The following is a 16,198-nucleotide window of genomic DNA, read 5'->3' as shown; positions in this document are numbered from 1 at the left end:
TTGTGACGAGGCCGATTTCGGGATCAGCAGTGAAAAGGCCAGAAACCCGATCACGACAGCGGCGCGCAGGCCCCAGTCAAGACCCTCCGACAGGCGGATGCCGCCCTGACCTGCGTTCTCCAGCGTGGTTCGAACACGTTCCGGGTCATTGGAGAACAGATCGCGCAGAAACACGCTCGATTGCTGATAAAGCTCCCGCCGCAAGGGGCGGTGGCAAGGTGAAGCCCGATCGCCAGCGCGATCGGCAGGAAGAACATCAGCAGATGTCGTGTGCCGAACTGGGCCGGGCTCCGTCACAGGGTACCTTGGCGATGCGTTTCTCATGGATCGGATCACCGGCTCCCGCCGCCGCCGCACCATGGCCGCGGTGGTGGGAGCTTCGGTCTCTCGCCCCGCCTCACCCGTTGTAATCGGCGTCGGCGACTTTCTCGAGCCAGGTCACGGGCGATCCGTCGATGCTTTCCTGCACCGCGATATGGCTCATCGCGGTCTCGGCCGAGGCGCCGTGCCAGTGTTTCTCGCCCGCCGGGAACCAGACCACATCGCCCGCGCGCACCTCTTCGACCGGGCCGCCCGCGCGCTGCACCCGGCCGCGCCCGAAGGTGATCAGGATCGTCTGGCCCGCCGGATGGGTGTGCCAGGCGGTGCGCGCGCCGGGCTCGAAGGTGACATGGCTGCCGCTGGCACGGCCGGGCGCCTCGGCCGCAAACAGCATGTCGACGCGGACGGTGCCGGTGAACCAGTCCTCGGGGCCCTTCATCGAAGGGGTTTCGCCGGAACGGATGATTTTCATGTGTGTCTCCAGTTGGTTGCACGCCGTATGGGCGCGGCTTCAAGGGCGCAGTTTCTCGAAACGATAGATCAGCGCCGGGCCGCCCGGTTGGTCATAGGCCAGTTCGGCCGTGACCATGGCGAAGGGCTCGACGAAGCGCGCCGAGCGCAGCCCGCCCGCCGGGCAGGGCGCAAAGCCGATGTCGCGGATCAGCGCATCGGCGAGGCTCAGCGCGCCCGCATCTTCGCCATAGACCAGCAGTTGCGGCGGGTCGGCCTGGCCCTTGCGGGCAAACACCGGCGCCAGGCTTTCCGAGGGCGTGGTGTTGAAACACCCCACCCAACGCGCGCCGGGGCGCAGCCGCGCCAGTTCCTCGGCGCCCGAGGTGGTGGGGCCAAGCACCAGCGCGCTGTCGGTGTCGTCAAGCGGCACGCAGCAATTGAGCACCACCTTGCCCGTCAGCGCGCCCGCCTGCGTCAGCACTTCGGGCACGCGGCTCCAATGCACGGCAAGCAGCAGCACCTCGGAGCAGGCGGTGACCTCGGCCACCGAGCCGCTGAACCCGCCCGTCTCGCGCGCCAGCGCCGCAAGTTTGGCGGGGCTGCGGGCATAGGCGAAGGCGATCTCATGCCCCGCGCGCGCCCAGAGCCGCCCAAGCGTGCCGCCCATCCGCCCCGATCCGAGAATGCCGATCCGCATCACCGCCTCCTTGCTTGGCGCCCCTTACTGGGCGCGAGCCTCGAACACCGCCTTGGCCACCGGCAGCGCCGAGAACACTTTCGGCCAGCCCGCGTAGAAGGCCAGATGCGAGAGCATCGCGCCCGCCTCGGTCTGGGTCAGGCCGTTGTCCATCGCGCGGTTGAGGTGAAAGGTCATCTGTTCGGGCTGGCCGGCGGCGATCAGCGCCGCGACGGTGACCATCGAGCGGTCGCGCGGCGCGAGATCGGGGCGCAGCCAGAGGTCGCGAAACAGGATATCGCGCGTCGTTTCCACCACGCCCGGCGAGACAGTGCCGAAATTGGCCGTCACCATCGCATCGCGCGCGGCCTCGGCCTCGGCGTTCAGGGGCAAAAGCTCGGGCGAAACGGCGGGCAGGTCGGCCATGGTGATGCCGCGCGCGTCATAGATCGGCGCCAGCGCCTCCGTGGCGGCGATCGCATTGCCCCAGCCGGTGTAGAAGGCGAGATGGGTGATGGTCTCCGACAGTTCGGCCGGGCTCACCCCGGCCTCGAGCGCGAGGTCCGCATGCCGCGCCAGCGTGTCGGTCTCGTGCCGGGTCATCAGCGCGGCAAAGGTGACCAGCGCCCGGTCGCGCAACGACAGCTCCGCCCCGGTCCAGACCTTGCCCAGCAGATCGTCGGTCGCATAGGCGGCGAGCGCGGGGGCAACGCGGTCCAGGCTTTCGGGTTGGCTGCGCGAGAGCGCCTCGGCCGAGGCGCCGGTGGCGAAAAGCGCCAGGGCGGATGCGGCAAGTGTGGTGTTCATCGGGGCCTCCATCGGGTTATCTTACCCAGGGTCATTTGGCCCCTGTGGCGGGCAAACTTAATGGCGGAAATGAACACCCCACTCATGACGGGGATTCATGGAACCCCCGTCTCTGGGCCCTCAGCCCCTCTCGCGCAGGGCTTCGAGCACGGCGGTAAAGGCCGAAGAGGGGCGCTGGCGGCTGGGGTAGTAAAGGTAAAAGCCCGGAAAGGCGGGGGAATAGTCTTCGAGGCAGGCTTGCAGCACTCCGCTTTGCAGATGGGGCGCCACCATCCGGTCTGGCAGGCAGGCGAGCCCATGTCCCTCGAGCGCGGCGCGCATCACCGGCATCACCGTATTGAAACAGCATTGCCCGCGCACCTTCACCCGGATCTCGTTGCCGTCCTTGTCCTCGAATTCCCAGGCGTAAAGCGCGCCATGGGTCGACAGACGCAGGTTGATGCAGGCATGCGCGGTCAAATCCTGCGGCTGGTGCGGGATGCCTGCGCGGGCGAAATACTCGGGCGCGCCGACGCAAAGCATGCGCTCGTCGGGGCCGATGCGGGTGGCGATCATGCCCTCGCTCACCGCCTCGCCATAGCGCACCCCGGCGTCGCATTGCGCCGAGGCGAGGTCGGTGAAGCCGTAATCCATCACCAGTTCCAGATTGATCGAGGGGAATTTCTTCAAGACTGGCGAGAGCTTGGGCCAAAGCACCGTGTCGATGGCATAGTCGGTCGCCACGATCCGTACCGTGCCGGTGGGCTCGTCGCGGGCATCGTTGAGCGCGCGCAGACGCGCCTCGATGGTTTCGAAACAGGGGTTGATTGTCGCCAGCAGATCCTCGCCTTCGAGAGTCGGCGCAACCGAGCGGGTGGTGCGGGTCAGAAGCCTTAGCCCGAGCCGCGCCTCGAGTGCCTTGATCGTGTGGCTGAGTGCTGATTGCGACACATTGAGCCGGGCCGCGGCGCGGGTGAAGCTGCGCTCTTCGGCAACGGTGGCAAGCGCGATCAGGTCGTTGAGGTTTTCACGCAGCATGGCGGGGAGATCAACGGATTGCAGATGGGGGTGGGGGCGCGGTTGGCCTTGGGGCATCGGATCTTCCTCGCAATATATGCGCCCGGCTCATTAAGTCCAAAGATTGATTTGCTCGCCGGGCCTTGGCGAGACTAGCGCCGGGGGCAATCGGGCTTAATGGGGCCAAGGCCGCAGACATTGATGAGTGCTGCTCATGGGTGGATTGCCCCAAGGCGCGATTGCCCTGCGCGGGTTTCGCGGCAATGCTTGGCAGAACTGGCGGTCCGCCCGTTGCCCGAGAGGAAAAGCGATGCTGCGCCGCACCTGCCTTATGGCCTGTCTCGCCCTTGCGGCGCCCGGCCTGCTGCCCGCCCAAACCCCCGCCTCCATGGAGCCCCCGACGATGATCCAGATCCGCGTGATCCTGCCCGATGCCACGCTCACCGCTACCCTGAACGATAGCGCAACCGCGCGCGATTTCGCAGCGATTTTGCCGCGCGATCTGGTGCTGACCGATTACCACGGCATCGAGCGCATCGCCGATCTGCCGCGCCGGCTCGATACCACGGGCGCGCCGCGCAGCTACAAGCCTGCGACCGGCGACATCACCCTTTACGCGCCCTGGGGCAATCTGGCGATCTTCCTCAAGCCGTTTTCCAGCGCGCCGGGGCTGGTGCCTTTGGGGCGGTTCGACGGGCCGGTCACGGCGCTCGACCGCTCCGGCCCGGTCACGGCAAGGTTCGAGCGCGCCGAGTAGACGCGCCCGAAGATCAAGCACTTACCAAGGCAGCGGGCCCTGATCGTTGAAGAAGCCGCCAGTCGGGCCATCGTCGCCCAGCAGCGCCATCTGCAAGATCACCACCGCCGCCTCATCGACCGTGCGGTCGGGCATGAAATTGGTCGCCTCGGTCGCGGTATAGCCGGGGCAGATCGCATTGACCTTGATCCCCTTGTCGGCCAGCGCGAACGCATAGCCGAGCGTCAGCGCGTTCACCGCCGCTTTCGAGGCGGCATAAAGCGGCATCACCTTGTCGTGGTGGCCCCAGCTCGGATCGTGGCGCAGCCCGAAGGAGGCCAGTTCCGAGGACACATTGACGATCCGCGGCGCGGTGCTTTTTTCGAGCAAGGGCAGCATCGCCTCGGTCAGGCGCAACCCGCCGACCACGTTGATCGCCAGCATCTGCTCCATCTTCTCGACCGCGCTCAGCCCCGGCACATAATCAAGCCCGACGCCCGCGTTGTTCACCAGAATGTCGATGTAACCGAAATCGGCGGCCAGGTTCCCGGCCAGCGCGGCCACACTGGCCGCATCGGTCACGTCGAGCTGCACCACGGTGACCTTGCCCCCCTCGGCCCGGATCGGCGCAGCCGCCGCCTCGCCCGCTTCCAGCGTGCGCGCGCCCAAAAGCACATGTACCCCCGCGCGCGCCAGCGCCGCCGCAACGGCCGCCCCGATGCCCCGGTTCGCGCCGCTCACCAGCACGATTTTTTGTGTCGTCTCAGACATTCAGCGTCTTTCCATTGTGGCGACGCCAAGGGGCCAACCCCCCCGTCGGCGCCGCATCCTCCCCCGCCGCCGCTGCGATGAGGGGGCTTGCTGATCCAAGCCGACCCCTCGTATAAAACCTCAGGTAAGGTTGAGGTCAACAGGAGATCGCCGATGCCCCAAGCGACAAATTCGCGCGCGCCCAGGCCCGGCCCCTTGCCGAAGATATTGAGCGTCGGGCAGGTGGCCGAGCGCGCCGGGGTGGCAGTCTCGACGCTGCATTTCTACGAACAAAAGGGGCTGATCGCGGCCTTGCGCAGTGCGGGCAACCAGCGCCGTTATGCGCGTGACGTGCTGCGCCGCATCGCGATCATCCGCGTGGCGCAGGATCTGGGCTTTTCGCTCGCCGAGATCGCGGCGCTGTTGCGCCCCTTCCCGCCCGACCAGACCCCCGATGTGCGCGAGGTGCGCGACATGGTGGCGGGCTGGAAGGCGGCGATCGAGGCGCGCATCACGGGGTTGACCGAGTTGCGCGACAGGCTCGACGGCTGCATCGGTTGCGGGTGTCTGTCGAAAGAAATCTGCCCGCTGCGCAACCCCTCCGACGCTTTGGCCGCCGAGGGCAAGGGGGCGGTGTTGCTGAAAGCGGGGCGGCATTGATGAATCCCGTTCATGGGAACTAGCCATTACGGCGCGATTATCCTGAAAGCGGCGCCGGACTATATCCGCTCCAGAAGGGCGCCGGACTATCGGCGCCTCCCCTCACGGCCCTGCGGGGCCACAGCGACGGAGCAAAGAGATGCTGCAAGAGACCATGACCCTGCCCAACGGCGTTGCGATTCCGAAACTGGCGCTTGGCACCTGGATGATCCCGGACGCCGAAGTGGCCGAGGCCGTGAAGGCGGCGATTGCGCTGGGATATCGCCATATCGACACCGCGCAGGCCTACGAGAACGAGCGCGGCGTGGGCGAAGGCGTGCGCACCTGCGGCGTGCCGCGCGAGCAGATTTTCGTGCAGACCAAGCTCGCCGCCGAGATCAAGGATTACGAGAGCGCCAAGGCCGCGATCGAGGGCTCGCTCGAGCGGCTCGGGCTTGATTATATCGACCTGATGATCATCCACAGCCCGCAGCCCTGGGGCGAATGGGCCGCCGAGGATCGGTTCTTTGCCGGCAATCTGGCCGCCTGGAAGGCGCTCGAAGAGGCGCTGGCGGCGGGCAAGCTGCGCGCCATCGGCGTGTCGAACTTCCAGAAGCAAGACCTCGACAACCTGCTTGAAAACGCCACCGTCACGCCGATGATCAATCAGGTTCTGGCCCATATCGGCAACACGCCCTTCGATCTGATCGGCTATTGCCAGTCGAAAGGGATGCTGGTCGAGGCCTATTCGCCGATCGCGCATGGCAAGATCCTCGACAACCCGGAAATCGGCGCGATGGCGACGAAATACGGGGTGAGCGTGGCGCAGCTGTGCATCCGCTATGTGCTGCAACTCGATTGCCTCGTGCTGCCGAAGACCTCGAAACCCGCGCGGATGCAGGAGAATGCCGCGGTGGATTTCGAGATTTCCGAGGCCGATATGGCGGCACTGAAAGCGATCACCGCCAAGGATTACGGCGATGTGAGCTTCTTCCCGGTCTATAGCGGCAAGGTCTGAGACCCACGCGCGACCAGAAGAGAAGGCGCCACGGAAACCCGTGGCGCCCTTTTCGTCAAAGCATCGATGTCTTTTCCGCCTGCGGCGGCGAGGTAGCCCTTCAGGAGGTGCAGCGCCGCCCTGGAAGCGAAACAACGATAAGCCCCGCGAGCGAAAAGGCGGTGCTTGCCAGAACCGCCTCGTGCCAGCCGCGGAAGATATCGCCCGCCGCTACCCCCCGCGCCATCAAAAGCGCGATCACGGCAAAACCGATCGCCGAGCCAAGGTAACGCGCGGTGTTGTTGGCGCCCGAGCCCATCGCGGCGCGTGCGGCAGGAACGCTCTCCACCGCTTGATGGCCGAGCGCGGCGTTCAGCACGCCGTTCGACAGGCCCGCCACCAGCAGCCCCGCCAAAGCGCCGTGCCATCCCGCGTCGGCGCGCAGACCCAAAAGCAGCATCTGCCCGAGGGCGCAGCCAAGCAGCGCCGCAATCAGCACGACGCGCGGCGAAAACCGACCCGTCAGAGGGCCGCAAACAAGCGCCGTCGCCGCTGTCGGACCTGACCAGACGAGCAGAACGAGGCTCGCCGCAATGCCGCTCATCGCGTAACCCTGCTGCAAGATCACCGGCACCGAGCCCATGATCGCCAGCACCCCCGCCCCCGAGGCGAAGGCCCCCGTGGTTGCCGCGACGAAGTCCCGGTTGCGAAACAGCCCCGGCGCAAGGATCGGGTTCGGGGCGCGGTGTTCGCGGACCAGAAAACAGATCAGGAAGACCGCTCCGGTCAGGGCGAGGGCCAGCACCGACATCGAGAAACCGGCGCGCAACTGGATCAGCGCGGCCAGCATCGGCACGAGACCCAGCATCAGGAGCACGGCGCCCGGCACATCGACGGCTTGCCTTTGCTTCGGTGCGGCACTGAGCACGCGGGGCGCAAGAAGGGCCAGCACCAACGCAAGGATCAGGATGACGCCATAAGCCGCCCGCCAACCCGCCAGATGCAGCAGGGCGGCGCAGAGCAGCGGGCCAATGGCGACGCCCGCGCCAAGGGAGGCCGCCCAGATCCGGGCGGCGCGCGCCCGCGCCGGGCCTGCGTGACGCTCGGCCAAAAGCCCAAGTCCGCAGGCGAGAATCCCTGCGCAACCAAGCCCTTGCAGGATCCGCCCCGCAACCATCACCGCCCCGGTCGGTGCCAGCGTGGCCAGCGCCGAGGCCGCCGCCGTAAGCCAGAGCCCGCCGATGAACACCTCGCGCCGCCCCAGCGCATCGCCCATCGCGCCCGCCGCAAGGAGCCCCGCCGCCGCCCCAAGCGGCATCGCGCTGAGCACCCAGGCTTGCAGCGCCCCGCCGCCCGCAAAACCGGTAACCGTCGCCGTCACGGTGGTCAGCGGCGCGCAGAAGATCACCAGCGCAAGGCAGGTGGCGGCGGCGACGCAGATCAGCACTGCATCGCCCCGTTGCTTTGAGGATTTTGCTGCGGAAATCGGCATGGCCTGGCCTTTCGCAAAGGGTCTTACGCCACCAGATGCTTGGCGAAGAAGGCCTCGAGCTTGTCGAAGGGGATCTTGTCGATCTGGTCGTAAAGATCGGTGTGGGTCGCGCCGGAGATGATCAGCAGTTCCTTCGGCTCGGCCGCCGCCGCAAAGGCCGTATCGCTGAAATAGCGCGAATGGGCAGCCTCGCCGTGGATCAGCAGGGTCGGACGCGGCGCGATCTCGGCGATATGGGTCAGGATCGGCAGGTTCATGAACGGCAGCGCCGTCGTCAGCGTGAAAGATCCGTTCGAGTTGATCGCGCGCGGATGAAAGCCCCGCGCCTTCGATTTGTAATAGGCGGCATAGTCCTGAACGAATTGCGGCTCGCCGCCTTTCAGCTCGAGCGACACCGGGCCGTAACCGGGCGCGCCCGCTTCGGCATCGCGCCACCGCTGCGCGGCCAGTTGGTCGAGCGTCGCGCGCCTGGCCTCGGGCGTCATCGTGTCGTTGTAGCCTTTCGACATCAGCCGTGTCATGTCATACATCGTGCTGGTGGCGACAGCCTTGATGCGCGTGTCGATCGCCGCCGCGCTCAGCGCCATGCCGCCCCAGCCGCAGATCCCCAGAATGCCGATCCGGTCGCGATCAACGCCCGGATGCAGGCCCAGATAATCGACCGCGGCGCTGAAATCCTCGGTGTTGATGTCGGGCGAGGCGAGGTTGCGCGGCGTCCCGCCGCTTTCGCCGGTAAAGGAAGGATCGAAGGCCAGCGTCGCAAAGCCGCGCTCGGCCAGCATCTGCGCATAAAGCCCCGAGGCCTGCTCTTTCACCGCGCCGAACGGGCCGCAAAGCGCGATCGCGGCGAGCCCCGTTTCGGGGCGGTCTTTGGGCAGATAAAGATCGCCCGTCAGCGTGATGCCGTAGCGGTTGGCGAAGCTGACCTTGGCATGTTCCACAAGGTCGCTTTGCGGGAAGGTCTTGTCCCAAATGTCGGTCATAGTCTGAGCCTTTGCTCTCGAGAGGGGGAAAAGGATTGAGGCGCCAAGGGCTGCCAGCGATGCGGACGCAAGCTTGAGCAGGTCGCGGCGGCGCGGGCCCGGCGGGGAGGGGGTCGTTGTCATCATCTGGGCCCTTTCATCTGGAGGCAGGCCCGTTTGCCCTGCCTCACTCATGAATGTGATCTAGGGCTTTGCCAAACGGCGCTCCAGAGCGGCATTTGTCATGGCTTTCATGAATAAAATTCATGGTACTGCCTTGACCCTGACAAGAGCCGAAAGGAGCGGGCGCATGAAGCGGGAAGATTTCTCCGACCTCGCGGTGTTTCTGGCGGTGGCCGAGGAAGGCACCTTCACTCGCGCCGCGATCCGCCTTGGCGTGTCGCAATCGGCGGTCAGCCACACGATCCGGCGGCTCGAGGCCTCGCTCGGCTTTCGGCTGCTCAACCGCAGCACCCGCAATGTCTCGACCACCGAAAGCGGCGAAAAGCTGCTGGCGATCCTGCGCCCCGGCATCGGCCAGATCGACGCAAGGATCGAGGAATTGCGTCTAGTGAAGGACCGCCCGCGCGGGCTGATCCGCATCACCACGGCGCCCGATGTGGCGCGGCGCCTGCTTTGGCCGGTGATCACCGGACTGATCCGCGATTACCCCGAGATCCGCGTCGAGGTGAACACCAATTCCCGCGTCGTCGATCTGGCCGAGAGCGGCTTTGACGCGGCGATCCGGCTGGCCGAGACGGTCGGCCCCGATCTGATCGCGGTGCCGGTGGGGCCGATGCTGCGGATGGCGGCGGTGGCCTCCCCCGCCTATCTGGCCGCGCGCGGCGAGCCGCTTTGTCCCGCAGATCTCGCCGGGCATGACTGTATCACCATGCGCTTTGGCGCCGATACCGCGCCCTATGACTGGGAATTCGAGCGCGACGGCCAAGAGAGCGTGCGCAAGGTAAAGGGGCCCTTGATCTTCAACGACGGCGATCTGTGCATGGCTGCCGCGCGCGAGGGGTATGGTATCGCCTATCTGCTGTTGAGCGAGGTGCAGGCCGATCTTGACAGCGGGCGGTTGCGCCGCGTTCTGACCGAGTGGTGCCCGCCCTTCGAGGGCTACAAGCTCTGCTATTCGAGCCGCCGCCAGATGACCTCCGCGCTGCGCCTGCTGGTGGACCGGATGCGCTATCGGGGCTGAACGGCTTAGGGCCGCTCCCTCCGCGCCGTCAGGAAGACGCCAATCCGTGTCACCCCAAGCCCCAGAGCCATGACCATGCTCAAGGGGTCGTCGAACAGCGCCCGGGCCCAGAGCATCGTCACCCGTGGGCTGAGATAGATCGCGGCGCTGACCTTGGCGGCGGGGTAAAGGCGCAGGGCGGTGTAATAGACCGAATAGGCGAGAAACGTGGCGATGAACACGAGCCAGACCATGCCGGGGACAAAGCTGCGCGTCATCGGCAGGGCCAGCCCGTCACCGATCCAGAGCGCGCTCAGGCCAAACAGCGCTGCCCCCGTCAGGCTGTGGATGCACAGGCTTTGATGCACCGGCATCGCGCCGAGCGTGACGCCATAGGCCCAAAGGGGCGCGGCGCCAAAGGTCAGACTGTCGACCGAGACCAGAAGCACCCCCGCCACCGCGATCCCCGTGCCCAGCCATTGCCACGCGCTCAGCCGCTCGCCCAGCACCGCCGTGGCCGGTCAGAAATCCCGCCGCCTCGACATCGACGCCTTGAGCGCGTTGTGGGTCGTGCAACAACATGTCGGCGTCACCCGATCATCTTGACCGCGTTGCTCCCGCTCGTTGACGTGTTTGCCGAAGGTGAAACAAATGGCTGCATTTCACGCTTTCTGAGGATGCAGTGCCAAGGTCCGGAAACGGCCCTTAGCTATAGCGCCAGGCCTTGCGCCGCGCACCGCACCGCCGGCAGCTGGGCCGAGAGTTTCGTTCTGCCCGGTGCGGCCGCAACTGTCCGAGCAGGTCACTCCACCGACCGAGCGGCTGCGTGGATCATGTCGTCTGCTCCTTTCGGGGGGGCACCGATGCGCGACCGATCCATTGAACCGCACACTCATTCTGATAAGGTGCATGACACCGAGGGGTGTCCCGACAAGGGGCTGAGATATCGCTGGCAGATGCAGCGCGGTGACCCTTTGAACCTGATCCGGATCATGCCGGCGAAGGGACAGGATCGCACGGCTGGCTCTCTTGCCCTTGCCGGCCTCAGCTATGCGAGGCCAAATTGCTATCTCCATCGACAGACCCCCGCCCGATTTCGGCGACGATCGCCGCCGTCCTGCGCGAACAGCAGGTGCTTCTCGTGCGCCGCGCCCATGCGCCCGACGCAGGATGGTGGGGCTTTCCGGGCGGAAAAATAAACCATGGCGAGACCCTGTTCGAGGCCGCAACCCGAGAGCTGGTGGAAGAAACCGGCGTTTCCGCGGCGCCGTTGCGCGTGTTCACCGCCGTCGATGCGTTTGACCATGACGCCACCGGCGCGCTGCGCCGACATTTCATCCTGATCGCGGTGCTGTTTCGATGGACGGCGGGAGAACCGATTGCGAGGGACGACGCGCTCGAGGCGCGGTGGTTCGATCTCGCCGCCCTGCACGAGAGCGGCCTCGCGCTGAGCCGCGATGTGGCCGAGCTCGCAGAGCAGGCGGCGGCCCTGATGGCGGAGGTTGCGCCATGATCGCCAATGTCCTGACGATCGCCGGCACCGACCCCTCGGGGGGCGCGGGGATTCAGGCCGATATCAAGGCCATCTCCGCGCTTGGCGTCTATGCCTGTTCCGTCGTCAGCGCCGTGGTCGCCCAGAACACCTGCGGTGTCCGGTCCTTCCAGGCGCTCGCGCCCGAACTCGTCGCCGACCAGATCGACGCGGTGCTGGAAGACGTGCGCATCGACGCCGTGAAGATCGGCATGATCGCCAATGCGGGCATCGCCGAGGCCGTGGCCGACCGTCTGCGCCATCACGGCGCGCGCAACATTGTGCTCGACCCGGTCATGGTTGCCAAAAGCGGCCATGCCTTGCTGGACCCGGAGGCGGTCTTCGCGTTACGCGAACGGCTTGTGCCGCTGGCCGCAGTCATCACGCCGAACCTGCCCGAAGCCGCCGTTTTGTTGAACCGCCCCGACGACTGGAGCCTGGACGCGATGAAGGCCGCGCTGCCCGCTCTCCTTGCCCTCGGGTCGGATTACGTGCTGCTCAAGGGCGGGCATCTGGCGGGCGAAGACAGCACCGATCTGCTGGCCGGGCCCGAGGGCACGCGGGCCTTTACCGCTCCGCGCATCCGCACAACCTGCGATCATGGCACTGGCTGCACGCTCTCTTCGGCCATTGCGGCGCTTTTGCCGCATCACCCGATGCCCGAGGCGGTGGCCCGCGCGAAGGCCTACCTGCAGGCGGCACTCGCCCAGGGCCACCGGCTCGAGGTTGGGCGGGGCCATGGGCCGGTGCATCATTTCCACGCGCTCTGGGGCTCAGAGGGATAAGCCGTCGATCCTCTCCCGGAGGGTGCGCGCGGCGGCCTCGGGGTCTGGCTGGCCGCAGATCGCCGAGACCACGGCGACACCCCGCGCGCCCGCCTTGAAGGCCCGCGCCACATGATCTGCCTTCAGCCCGCCAATGGCCACGGCCGGCACCCGGCTCGCCGCGACCTGCGCCGCCAGCCCGTCAAAGCCCACGGGGGGCTTGTGATCGCGCTTCGTCGGCGTGGCAAAGACCGGCCCCGCGCCGATATAGTCGACGAGCGCCGGATCGACCTGCGCGGCGAGCGCGGGCGTCTCGACAGAAAGGCCGAGCACCATCGCCGCGCCGATCCGGGCCCGAGCTTGCACCACCGCCATATCGCCCTGCCCGATGTGCAGCCCTTCCGCCCCGATCGCGATCGCCGCCTCCACATCGTCATTCACGATCAGGGCTGCGCCGGTCCCTGCCAGCGCGGCCTTCAAGGCGCGCCCCGTCTCGATCATGCGCGCGGTATCGGCCGTCTTGTTGCGCAGCTGCACCACACGCGCGCCCCCCGCCACGGCGGCGCGGGCCGTGGCGACCATGCCGAGCCCGGCGCAAAGGCCGGGGTCGAGCACAAGGTAGAGCGCGAGATCGAGATTGCGCCTCATGCCGGGCCGCATGCGGGCACCGAGGCGTCGCGGATCGCCGCCCCCGCCAGCGCAGCGGGCGTGACCACGGCCAGCGCATCAAGAAACCGGGGCGCAAAACTGCCCGGCCCCATCGCCCCCTCATGCGCCCGCGCACCCGCCACGGCGAAATGCGCCAGCGCGCCCACGGCGGCGTCAAACGCATCGTCAGTCACGGCAGCATAGGCCCCGCACAGGCAGGTCAGCGAGCAGCCAAGCGCGGTGTTCATGGGCATGAAGGGCGATCCGCCCTCGATCCAGACCGCGCGCTGGCCGTCGGTCACATAATCCACCGCGCCGGTCACCGCGACCACCGCACCGCTCGACTGCGCGAGCCGTCGCGCACCTTCTTCCGCCGCCGCGACTGTGTCGCGCCCGTCAACGCCCCGCCCGTGGCTGGCCTCACCTGCCAGCGACAGGATTTCCGAGGCATTGCCGCGGATGATTGCCGGGCGCTGCGCCACCAGCATCTGCACTACCTCACGGCGATAGCGTGTCGCCTGACAAGCCACCGGGTCCAGCACCCAGGGGCGACCAGCGGCCTGCGCGCCCAAGATCGCGGCGTTCATGCCGTCGAGGAACGCGGCAGACAGGGTGCCGATGTTGATTGTCACCGCACCGGCGATCCCGGCGAACTCTCCGGCCTCCGCGGCATCCGACACCATCGCCGGGCTGGCCCCGGCGGCGAGCAGAACATTGGCGGCAATGTTCATGGCGACATAGTTGGTGATGCATTGCACCAGCGGCGGTTCGGCTCTGAGCGCGCGCAGCAAGTGTTCGGGCGCGCCGCGCTTTTCTCCTGCGCTCATTTCCCGTCCTCAAGCGGCATGTAGAGATCTCCGCCCTCACGGAACTTTTCCGCCATCTTCTGCATGCCCTCCTGCTGCGCCTCGGCACGGAGGTCGTGGCTGATGCGCATCGAGCAGAATTTCGGCCCGCACATGGAGCAGAAATGCGCCACCTTGTGGGCCTCCTTGGGCAGGGTTTCGTCATGCATCGACCGCGCCGTGTCCGGGTCGAGCGACAGATTGAACTGATCCTCCCAACGGAACTCGAACCGGGCACGGCTCAGGGCGTCGTCGCGCAGTCGTGCGGCCGGATGCCCCTTGGCCAGATCGGCGGCATGGGCAGCGATCTTGTAGGTGATCACCCCGACTTTCACGTCGTCCCGGTCGGGCAACCCAAGGTGCTCCTTGGGGGTCACGTAGCAGAGCATCGCCGTGCCGAACCATCCGATCATCGCGGCGCCGATGCCGCTGGTGATGTGGTCGTAGCCCGGTGCAATGTCGGTGGTCAGCGGCCCGAGCGTATAAAAGGGCGCCTCGCCGCAGGTGCGGAGCTGCCTGTCCATGTTCTCCTTGATCTTGTGCAGGGGCACATGGCCCGGCCCCTCGATCATCACCTGGCAATCCTTGGCCCAGGCGATCTGCGTCAGCCTGCCCAGGGTTTCCAGCTCGGCGAATTGCGCCGCATCGTTGGCATCGGCGATCGAGCCCGGGCGCAGCCCGTCGCCAAGGCTGAACGCCACGTCGTAAGCGCGGGCAATATCGCAGATCTCGTCGAAATGCTCGTAGAGAAAGCTCTCGCGGTGATGGTGCAGGCACCACTTCGCCATGATCGCCCCGCCGCGCGAGACGATGCCCGTCACCCGGCCTACCGTCATCGGGATCATGTGCAACCGCACACCCGCGTGAATGGTGAAGTAATCCACTCCCTGCTCGGCCTGCTCGATCAGCGTGTCGCGAAACACCTCCCAGGTCAGGTCTTCGGCGATGCCGCCCACTTTCTCCAGCGCCTGATAGAGCGGCACCGTGCCGAGGGGCACCGGGGAATTGCGCAAGATCCATTCACGAATGTTGTGGATGTTATGGCCCGTGGACAGGTCCATCACCGTGTCCGCGCCCCAACGGATTGCCCAGACCATCTTCTCGACTTCCTCGGCCATCGACGAGGTGACGGCAGAATTGCCGATATTGGCGTTGATCTTGACGAGGAAGTTGCGCCCGATGACCATCGGCTCGGCCTCGGGGTGGTTGATATTGGCGGGGATGATCGCCCGCCCCCGCGCGATCTCGTCTCGCACGAATGCGGGCGTGATGAAATCCGGGATCTCGGCGCCAAAGCTCTCGCCATCGCGGGCGAGCGCCGCTTTTGCGGCTTTGCGCCCAAGGTTTTCGCGGATGGCGACGAATTCCATTTCGGGCGTGATGATCCCGGCCCGGGCATAGGCCATCTGCGTCACCGCACGCCCCTCCATGGCCCGGCGCGGCGCCGGGCGGTGCGGGAATTCGGGCGTCCGCCGCGCGCCTTCGGCAAAACCGTTATCCGCGGGCTCGACATCGCGGCCCTCATAGGTCTCGGTATCGCCCCTTGCGGCAATCCAGGCCGCGCGCAAACGGGGCAAGCCACGGTCAATGGCGATCTCGGCGTCTGGGTCCGTGTAGGGGCCGGAGCTGTCGTAGACGGTGACGGGGGGCTCCCCTGCCGTGGGGTGCAGGTCGATCTCGCGCATCGGCACGCGGATCTCGGGGTGGTGCTCGCCCGCGTGCCAGACGCGGCGGGAAGCGGGCAACGGGCCCGTGGTGACGGTTGGGGTCAGGTCTTTCATCGGTCGGAGCCTCCAGAGCTCAAGGCGTTGGAGACCCAGTTCCGCGTCGAATGGGAGGGCCGGGATCGGATGCTTCCCCCCACGAAGACGTGGTCGGGGCCCGCGCGGCCAGTGCACCATCCCTACGCCAGTGTGAACTGGATCAGGTTCATCGGGTCACTGCGCTGCGCGGTTTTGGGTCCGGCCAGCAGTATCTCAGCCTCTTGTCGAGACCCCCCGGGTGAGGGCGCCAGAATTGCGCTCTGGGCGATAAGTTGTCAACCTCCGCAGCCTGGTCAAGGCTTTCAACCGTAGATCGTGGCTCCGCGGAAAAGCTGAAGGACCACATCCCGCGCAGTCGTTTCGCACGAATGCAGGTTGAGGCGTGGCGGCCCCTTTCCCCTTCGGCTTTACGCCATGCGGAGCAGCTCGGCGGTGCCGGGCGCGTTGAAACTATTTACGAGCGCGATAGCGATCTGGATTTCGGCGGCGCGGCGCGGCTGCTGTGGCATCACGCGAAAGCCGCCATTCCCCGCGTTGCAGCTGGTTACAGTCAACGACCGGCGGGAAGGCCGTCTTTCATTTGTTGTTGTTCTCCAAGGAGAGTTATCGTTGATCCTTGGCCCCGCGCAACGCTA

General features: G+C 66.6%; 17 protein-coding genes and 2 riboswitches. Of the genes, 6 read left to right on the top strand and 11 right to left on the bottom strand.

Features of this window, described 5'->3' with window-relative positions; genetic code table 11:
* Positions 1–397: 397 nt before the first annotated feature.
* The 4 genes from CRO22_RS09810 to CRO22_RS09795 form a co-directional block, all read right to left on the bottom strand.
* Positions 398–793, bottom strand: a complete 396-nt coding sequence (locus tag CRO22_RS09810) for a (R)-mandelonitrile lyase (protein WP_097069958.1) — start codon at positions 791–793, stop codon at positions 398–400.
* Between the two features lie 39 nt (positions 794–832).
* A complete protein-coding gene (locus tag CRO22_RS09805) occupies positions 833–1,471 on the bottom strand; it encodes an NADPH-dependent F420 reductase (RefSeq protein ID WP_097069957.1) in 639 nt (212 codons plus the stop codon).
* Positions 1,472–1,495: 24 nt separating this feature from the next.
* Complete coding sequence (locus CRO22_RS09800) at positions 1,496–2,257, bottom strand: carboxymuconolactone decarboxylase family protein (protein WP_097069977.1); 762 nt, start codon at positions 2,255–2,257, stop codon at positions 1,496–1,498.
* A gap of 120 nt (positions 2,258–2,377) precedes the next feature.
* A complete protein-coding gene (locus CRO22_RS09795; RefSeq protein WP_245860934.1) occupies positions 2,378–3,331 on the bottom strand; it encodes a LysR family transcriptional regulator in 954 nt (317 codons plus the stop codon).
* A 232-nt stretch (positions 3,332–3,563) separates the two neighbouring features.
* Here CRO22_RS09795 and CRO22_RS09790 point away from each other — a divergent pair, with 232 nt between their 5' ends.
* Positions 3,564–4,010, top strand: coding sequence for a cyclophilin-like fold protein (locus tag CRO22_RS09790; protein WP_245860933.1), 447 nt, complete (start codon positions 3,564–3,566; stop codon positions 4,008–4,010).
* A gap of 21 nt (positions 4,011–4,031) precedes the next feature.
* Here CRO22_RS09790 and CRO22_RS09785 read toward each other — a convergent pair whose 3' ends face one another.
* Positions 4,032–4,760 (bottom strand): SDR family NAD(P)-dependent oxidoreductase, encoded by a 729-nt coding sequence (locus CRO22_RS09785; RefSeq protein WP_097069956.1) that lies wholly within the window; start codon positions 4,758–4,760, stop codon positions 4,032–4,034.
* Between the two features lie 153 nt (positions 4,761–4,913).
* Here CRO22_RS09785 and soxR point away from each other — a divergent pair, with 153 nt between their 5' ends.
* Together soxR and CRO22_RS09775 are read left to right on the top strand one after the other, a co-directional pair.
* Entirely contained in the window at positions 4,914–5,399 is a 486-nt protein-coding gene (gene soxR / locus CRO22_RS09780) for a redox-sensitive transcriptional activator SoxR (protein ID WP_097069955.1), read from the top strand.
* Positions 5,400–5,538: 139 nt separating this feature from the next.
* On the top strand, positions 5,539–6,396 hold the full coding sequence (locus CRO22_RS09775; protein WP_097069954.1) for an aldo/keto reductase: 858 nt from the start codon (positions 5,539–5,541) through the stop codon (positions 6,394–6,396).
* A 100-nt stretch (positions 6,397–6,496) separates the two neighbouring features.
* On the opposite strand, the gene CRO22_RS09770 is transcribed toward CRO22_RS09775, so the two are convergent.
* The gene (locus CRO22_RS09770; protein ID WP_097069953.1) at positions 6,497–7,867 is read right to left on the bottom strand and encodes an MFS transporter; all 1,371 of its coding nucleotides are present in this window, start codon (positions 7,865–7,867) and stop codon (positions 6,497–6,499) included.
* A gap of 23 nt (positions 7,868–7,890) precedes the next feature.
* Positions 7,891–8,850 carry an alpha/beta hydrolase gene (locus CRO22_RS09765; protein ID WP_245860932.1) on the bottom strand — a complete coding sequence of 320 codons (960 nt, stop codon included), beginning with the start codon at positions 8,848–8,850 and terminating at the stop codon, positions 7,891–7,893.
* A gap of 289 nt (positions 8,851–9,139) precedes the next feature.
* Here CRO22_RS09765 and CRO22_RS09760 point away from each other — a divergent pair, with 289 nt between their 5' ends.
* A complete protein-coding gene (locus CRO22_RS09760; protein WP_097069952.1) occupies positions 9,140–10,033 on the top strand; it encodes a LysR family transcriptional regulator in 894 nt (297 codons plus the stop codon).
* A 5-nt stretch (positions 10,034–10,038) separates the two neighbouring features.
* Here CRO22_RS09760 and CRO22_RS09755 read toward each other — a convergent pair whose 3' ends face one another.
* Positions 10,039–10,521, bottom strand: a complete 483-nt coding sequence (locus tag CRO22_RS09755) for a DMT family transporter (protein ID WP_097069951.1) — start codon at positions 10,519–10,521, stop codon at positions 10,039–10,041.
* Positions 10,522–10,920: 399 nt separating this feature from the next.
* Positions 10,921–11,036, top strand: a riboswitch (TPP riboswitch).
* Positions 11,037–11,075: 39 nt separating this feature from the next.
* Between CRO22_RS09755 and CRO22_RS09750 the strand changes: the two genes are divergently transcribed.
* A complete protein-coding gene (locus CRO22_RS09750; RefSeq protein ID WP_097069950.1) occupies positions 11,076–11,525 on the top strand; it encodes an NUDIX hydrolase in 450 nt (149 codons plus the stop codon).
* Entirely contained in the window at positions 11,522–12,328 is an 807-nt protein-coding gene (gene thiD, locus CRO22_RS09745) for a bifunctional hydroxymethylpyrimidine kinase/phosphomethylpyrimidine kinase (RefSeq protein WP_097069949.1), read from the top strand. The genes CRO22_RS09750 and thiD overlap by 4 nt, the downstream gene beginning before the upstream one ends.
* On the opposite strand, the gene thiE is transcribed toward thiD, so the two are convergent.
* The 3 genes from thiE to thiC are packed head-to-tail and all read right to left on the bottom strand — an operon-like array spanning position 12,317 to position 15,581.
* A complete protein-coding gene (gene thiE, locus CRO22_RS09740) occupies positions 12,317–12,955 on the bottom strand; it encodes a thiamine phosphate synthase (protein WP_097069973.1) in 639 nt (212 codons plus the stop codon). The two genes, thiD and thiE, sit on opposite strands and share 12 nt — an antisense overlap.
* The gene (thiM, locus tag CRO22_RS09735) at positions 12,952–13,782 is read right to left on the bottom strand and encodes a hydroxyethylthiazole kinase (protein ID WP_097069948.1); all 831 of its coding nucleotides are present in this window, start codon (positions 13,780–13,782) and stop codon (positions 12,952–12,954) included. Before thiM ends, thiE begins: the two co-directional genes overlap by 4 nt.
* Complete coding sequence (gene thiC, locus CRO22_RS09730) at positions 13,779–15,581, bottom strand: phosphomethylpyrimidine synthase ThiC (protein ID WP_097069947.1); 1,803 nt, start codon at positions 15,579–15,581, stop codon at positions 13,779–13,781. The genes thiM and thiC overlap by 4 nt, the downstream gene beginning before the upstream one ends.
* A 101-nt stretch (positions 15,582–15,682) precedes the next feature.
* Positions 15,683–15,810, bottom strand: a riboswitch (TPP riboswitch).
* Positions 15,811–16,198: the final 388 nt, after the last annotated feature.

This window comes from Rhodobacter maris, assembly GCF_900217815.1.
Lineage (GTDB): Bacteria > Pseudomonadota > Alphaproteobacteria > Rhodobacterales > Rhodobacteraceae > Rhodobacter > Rhodobacter maris.
Note: the sequence above shows the minus strand (reverse complement) of the source record. Positions and strands in the feature narration are given on the sequence as shown.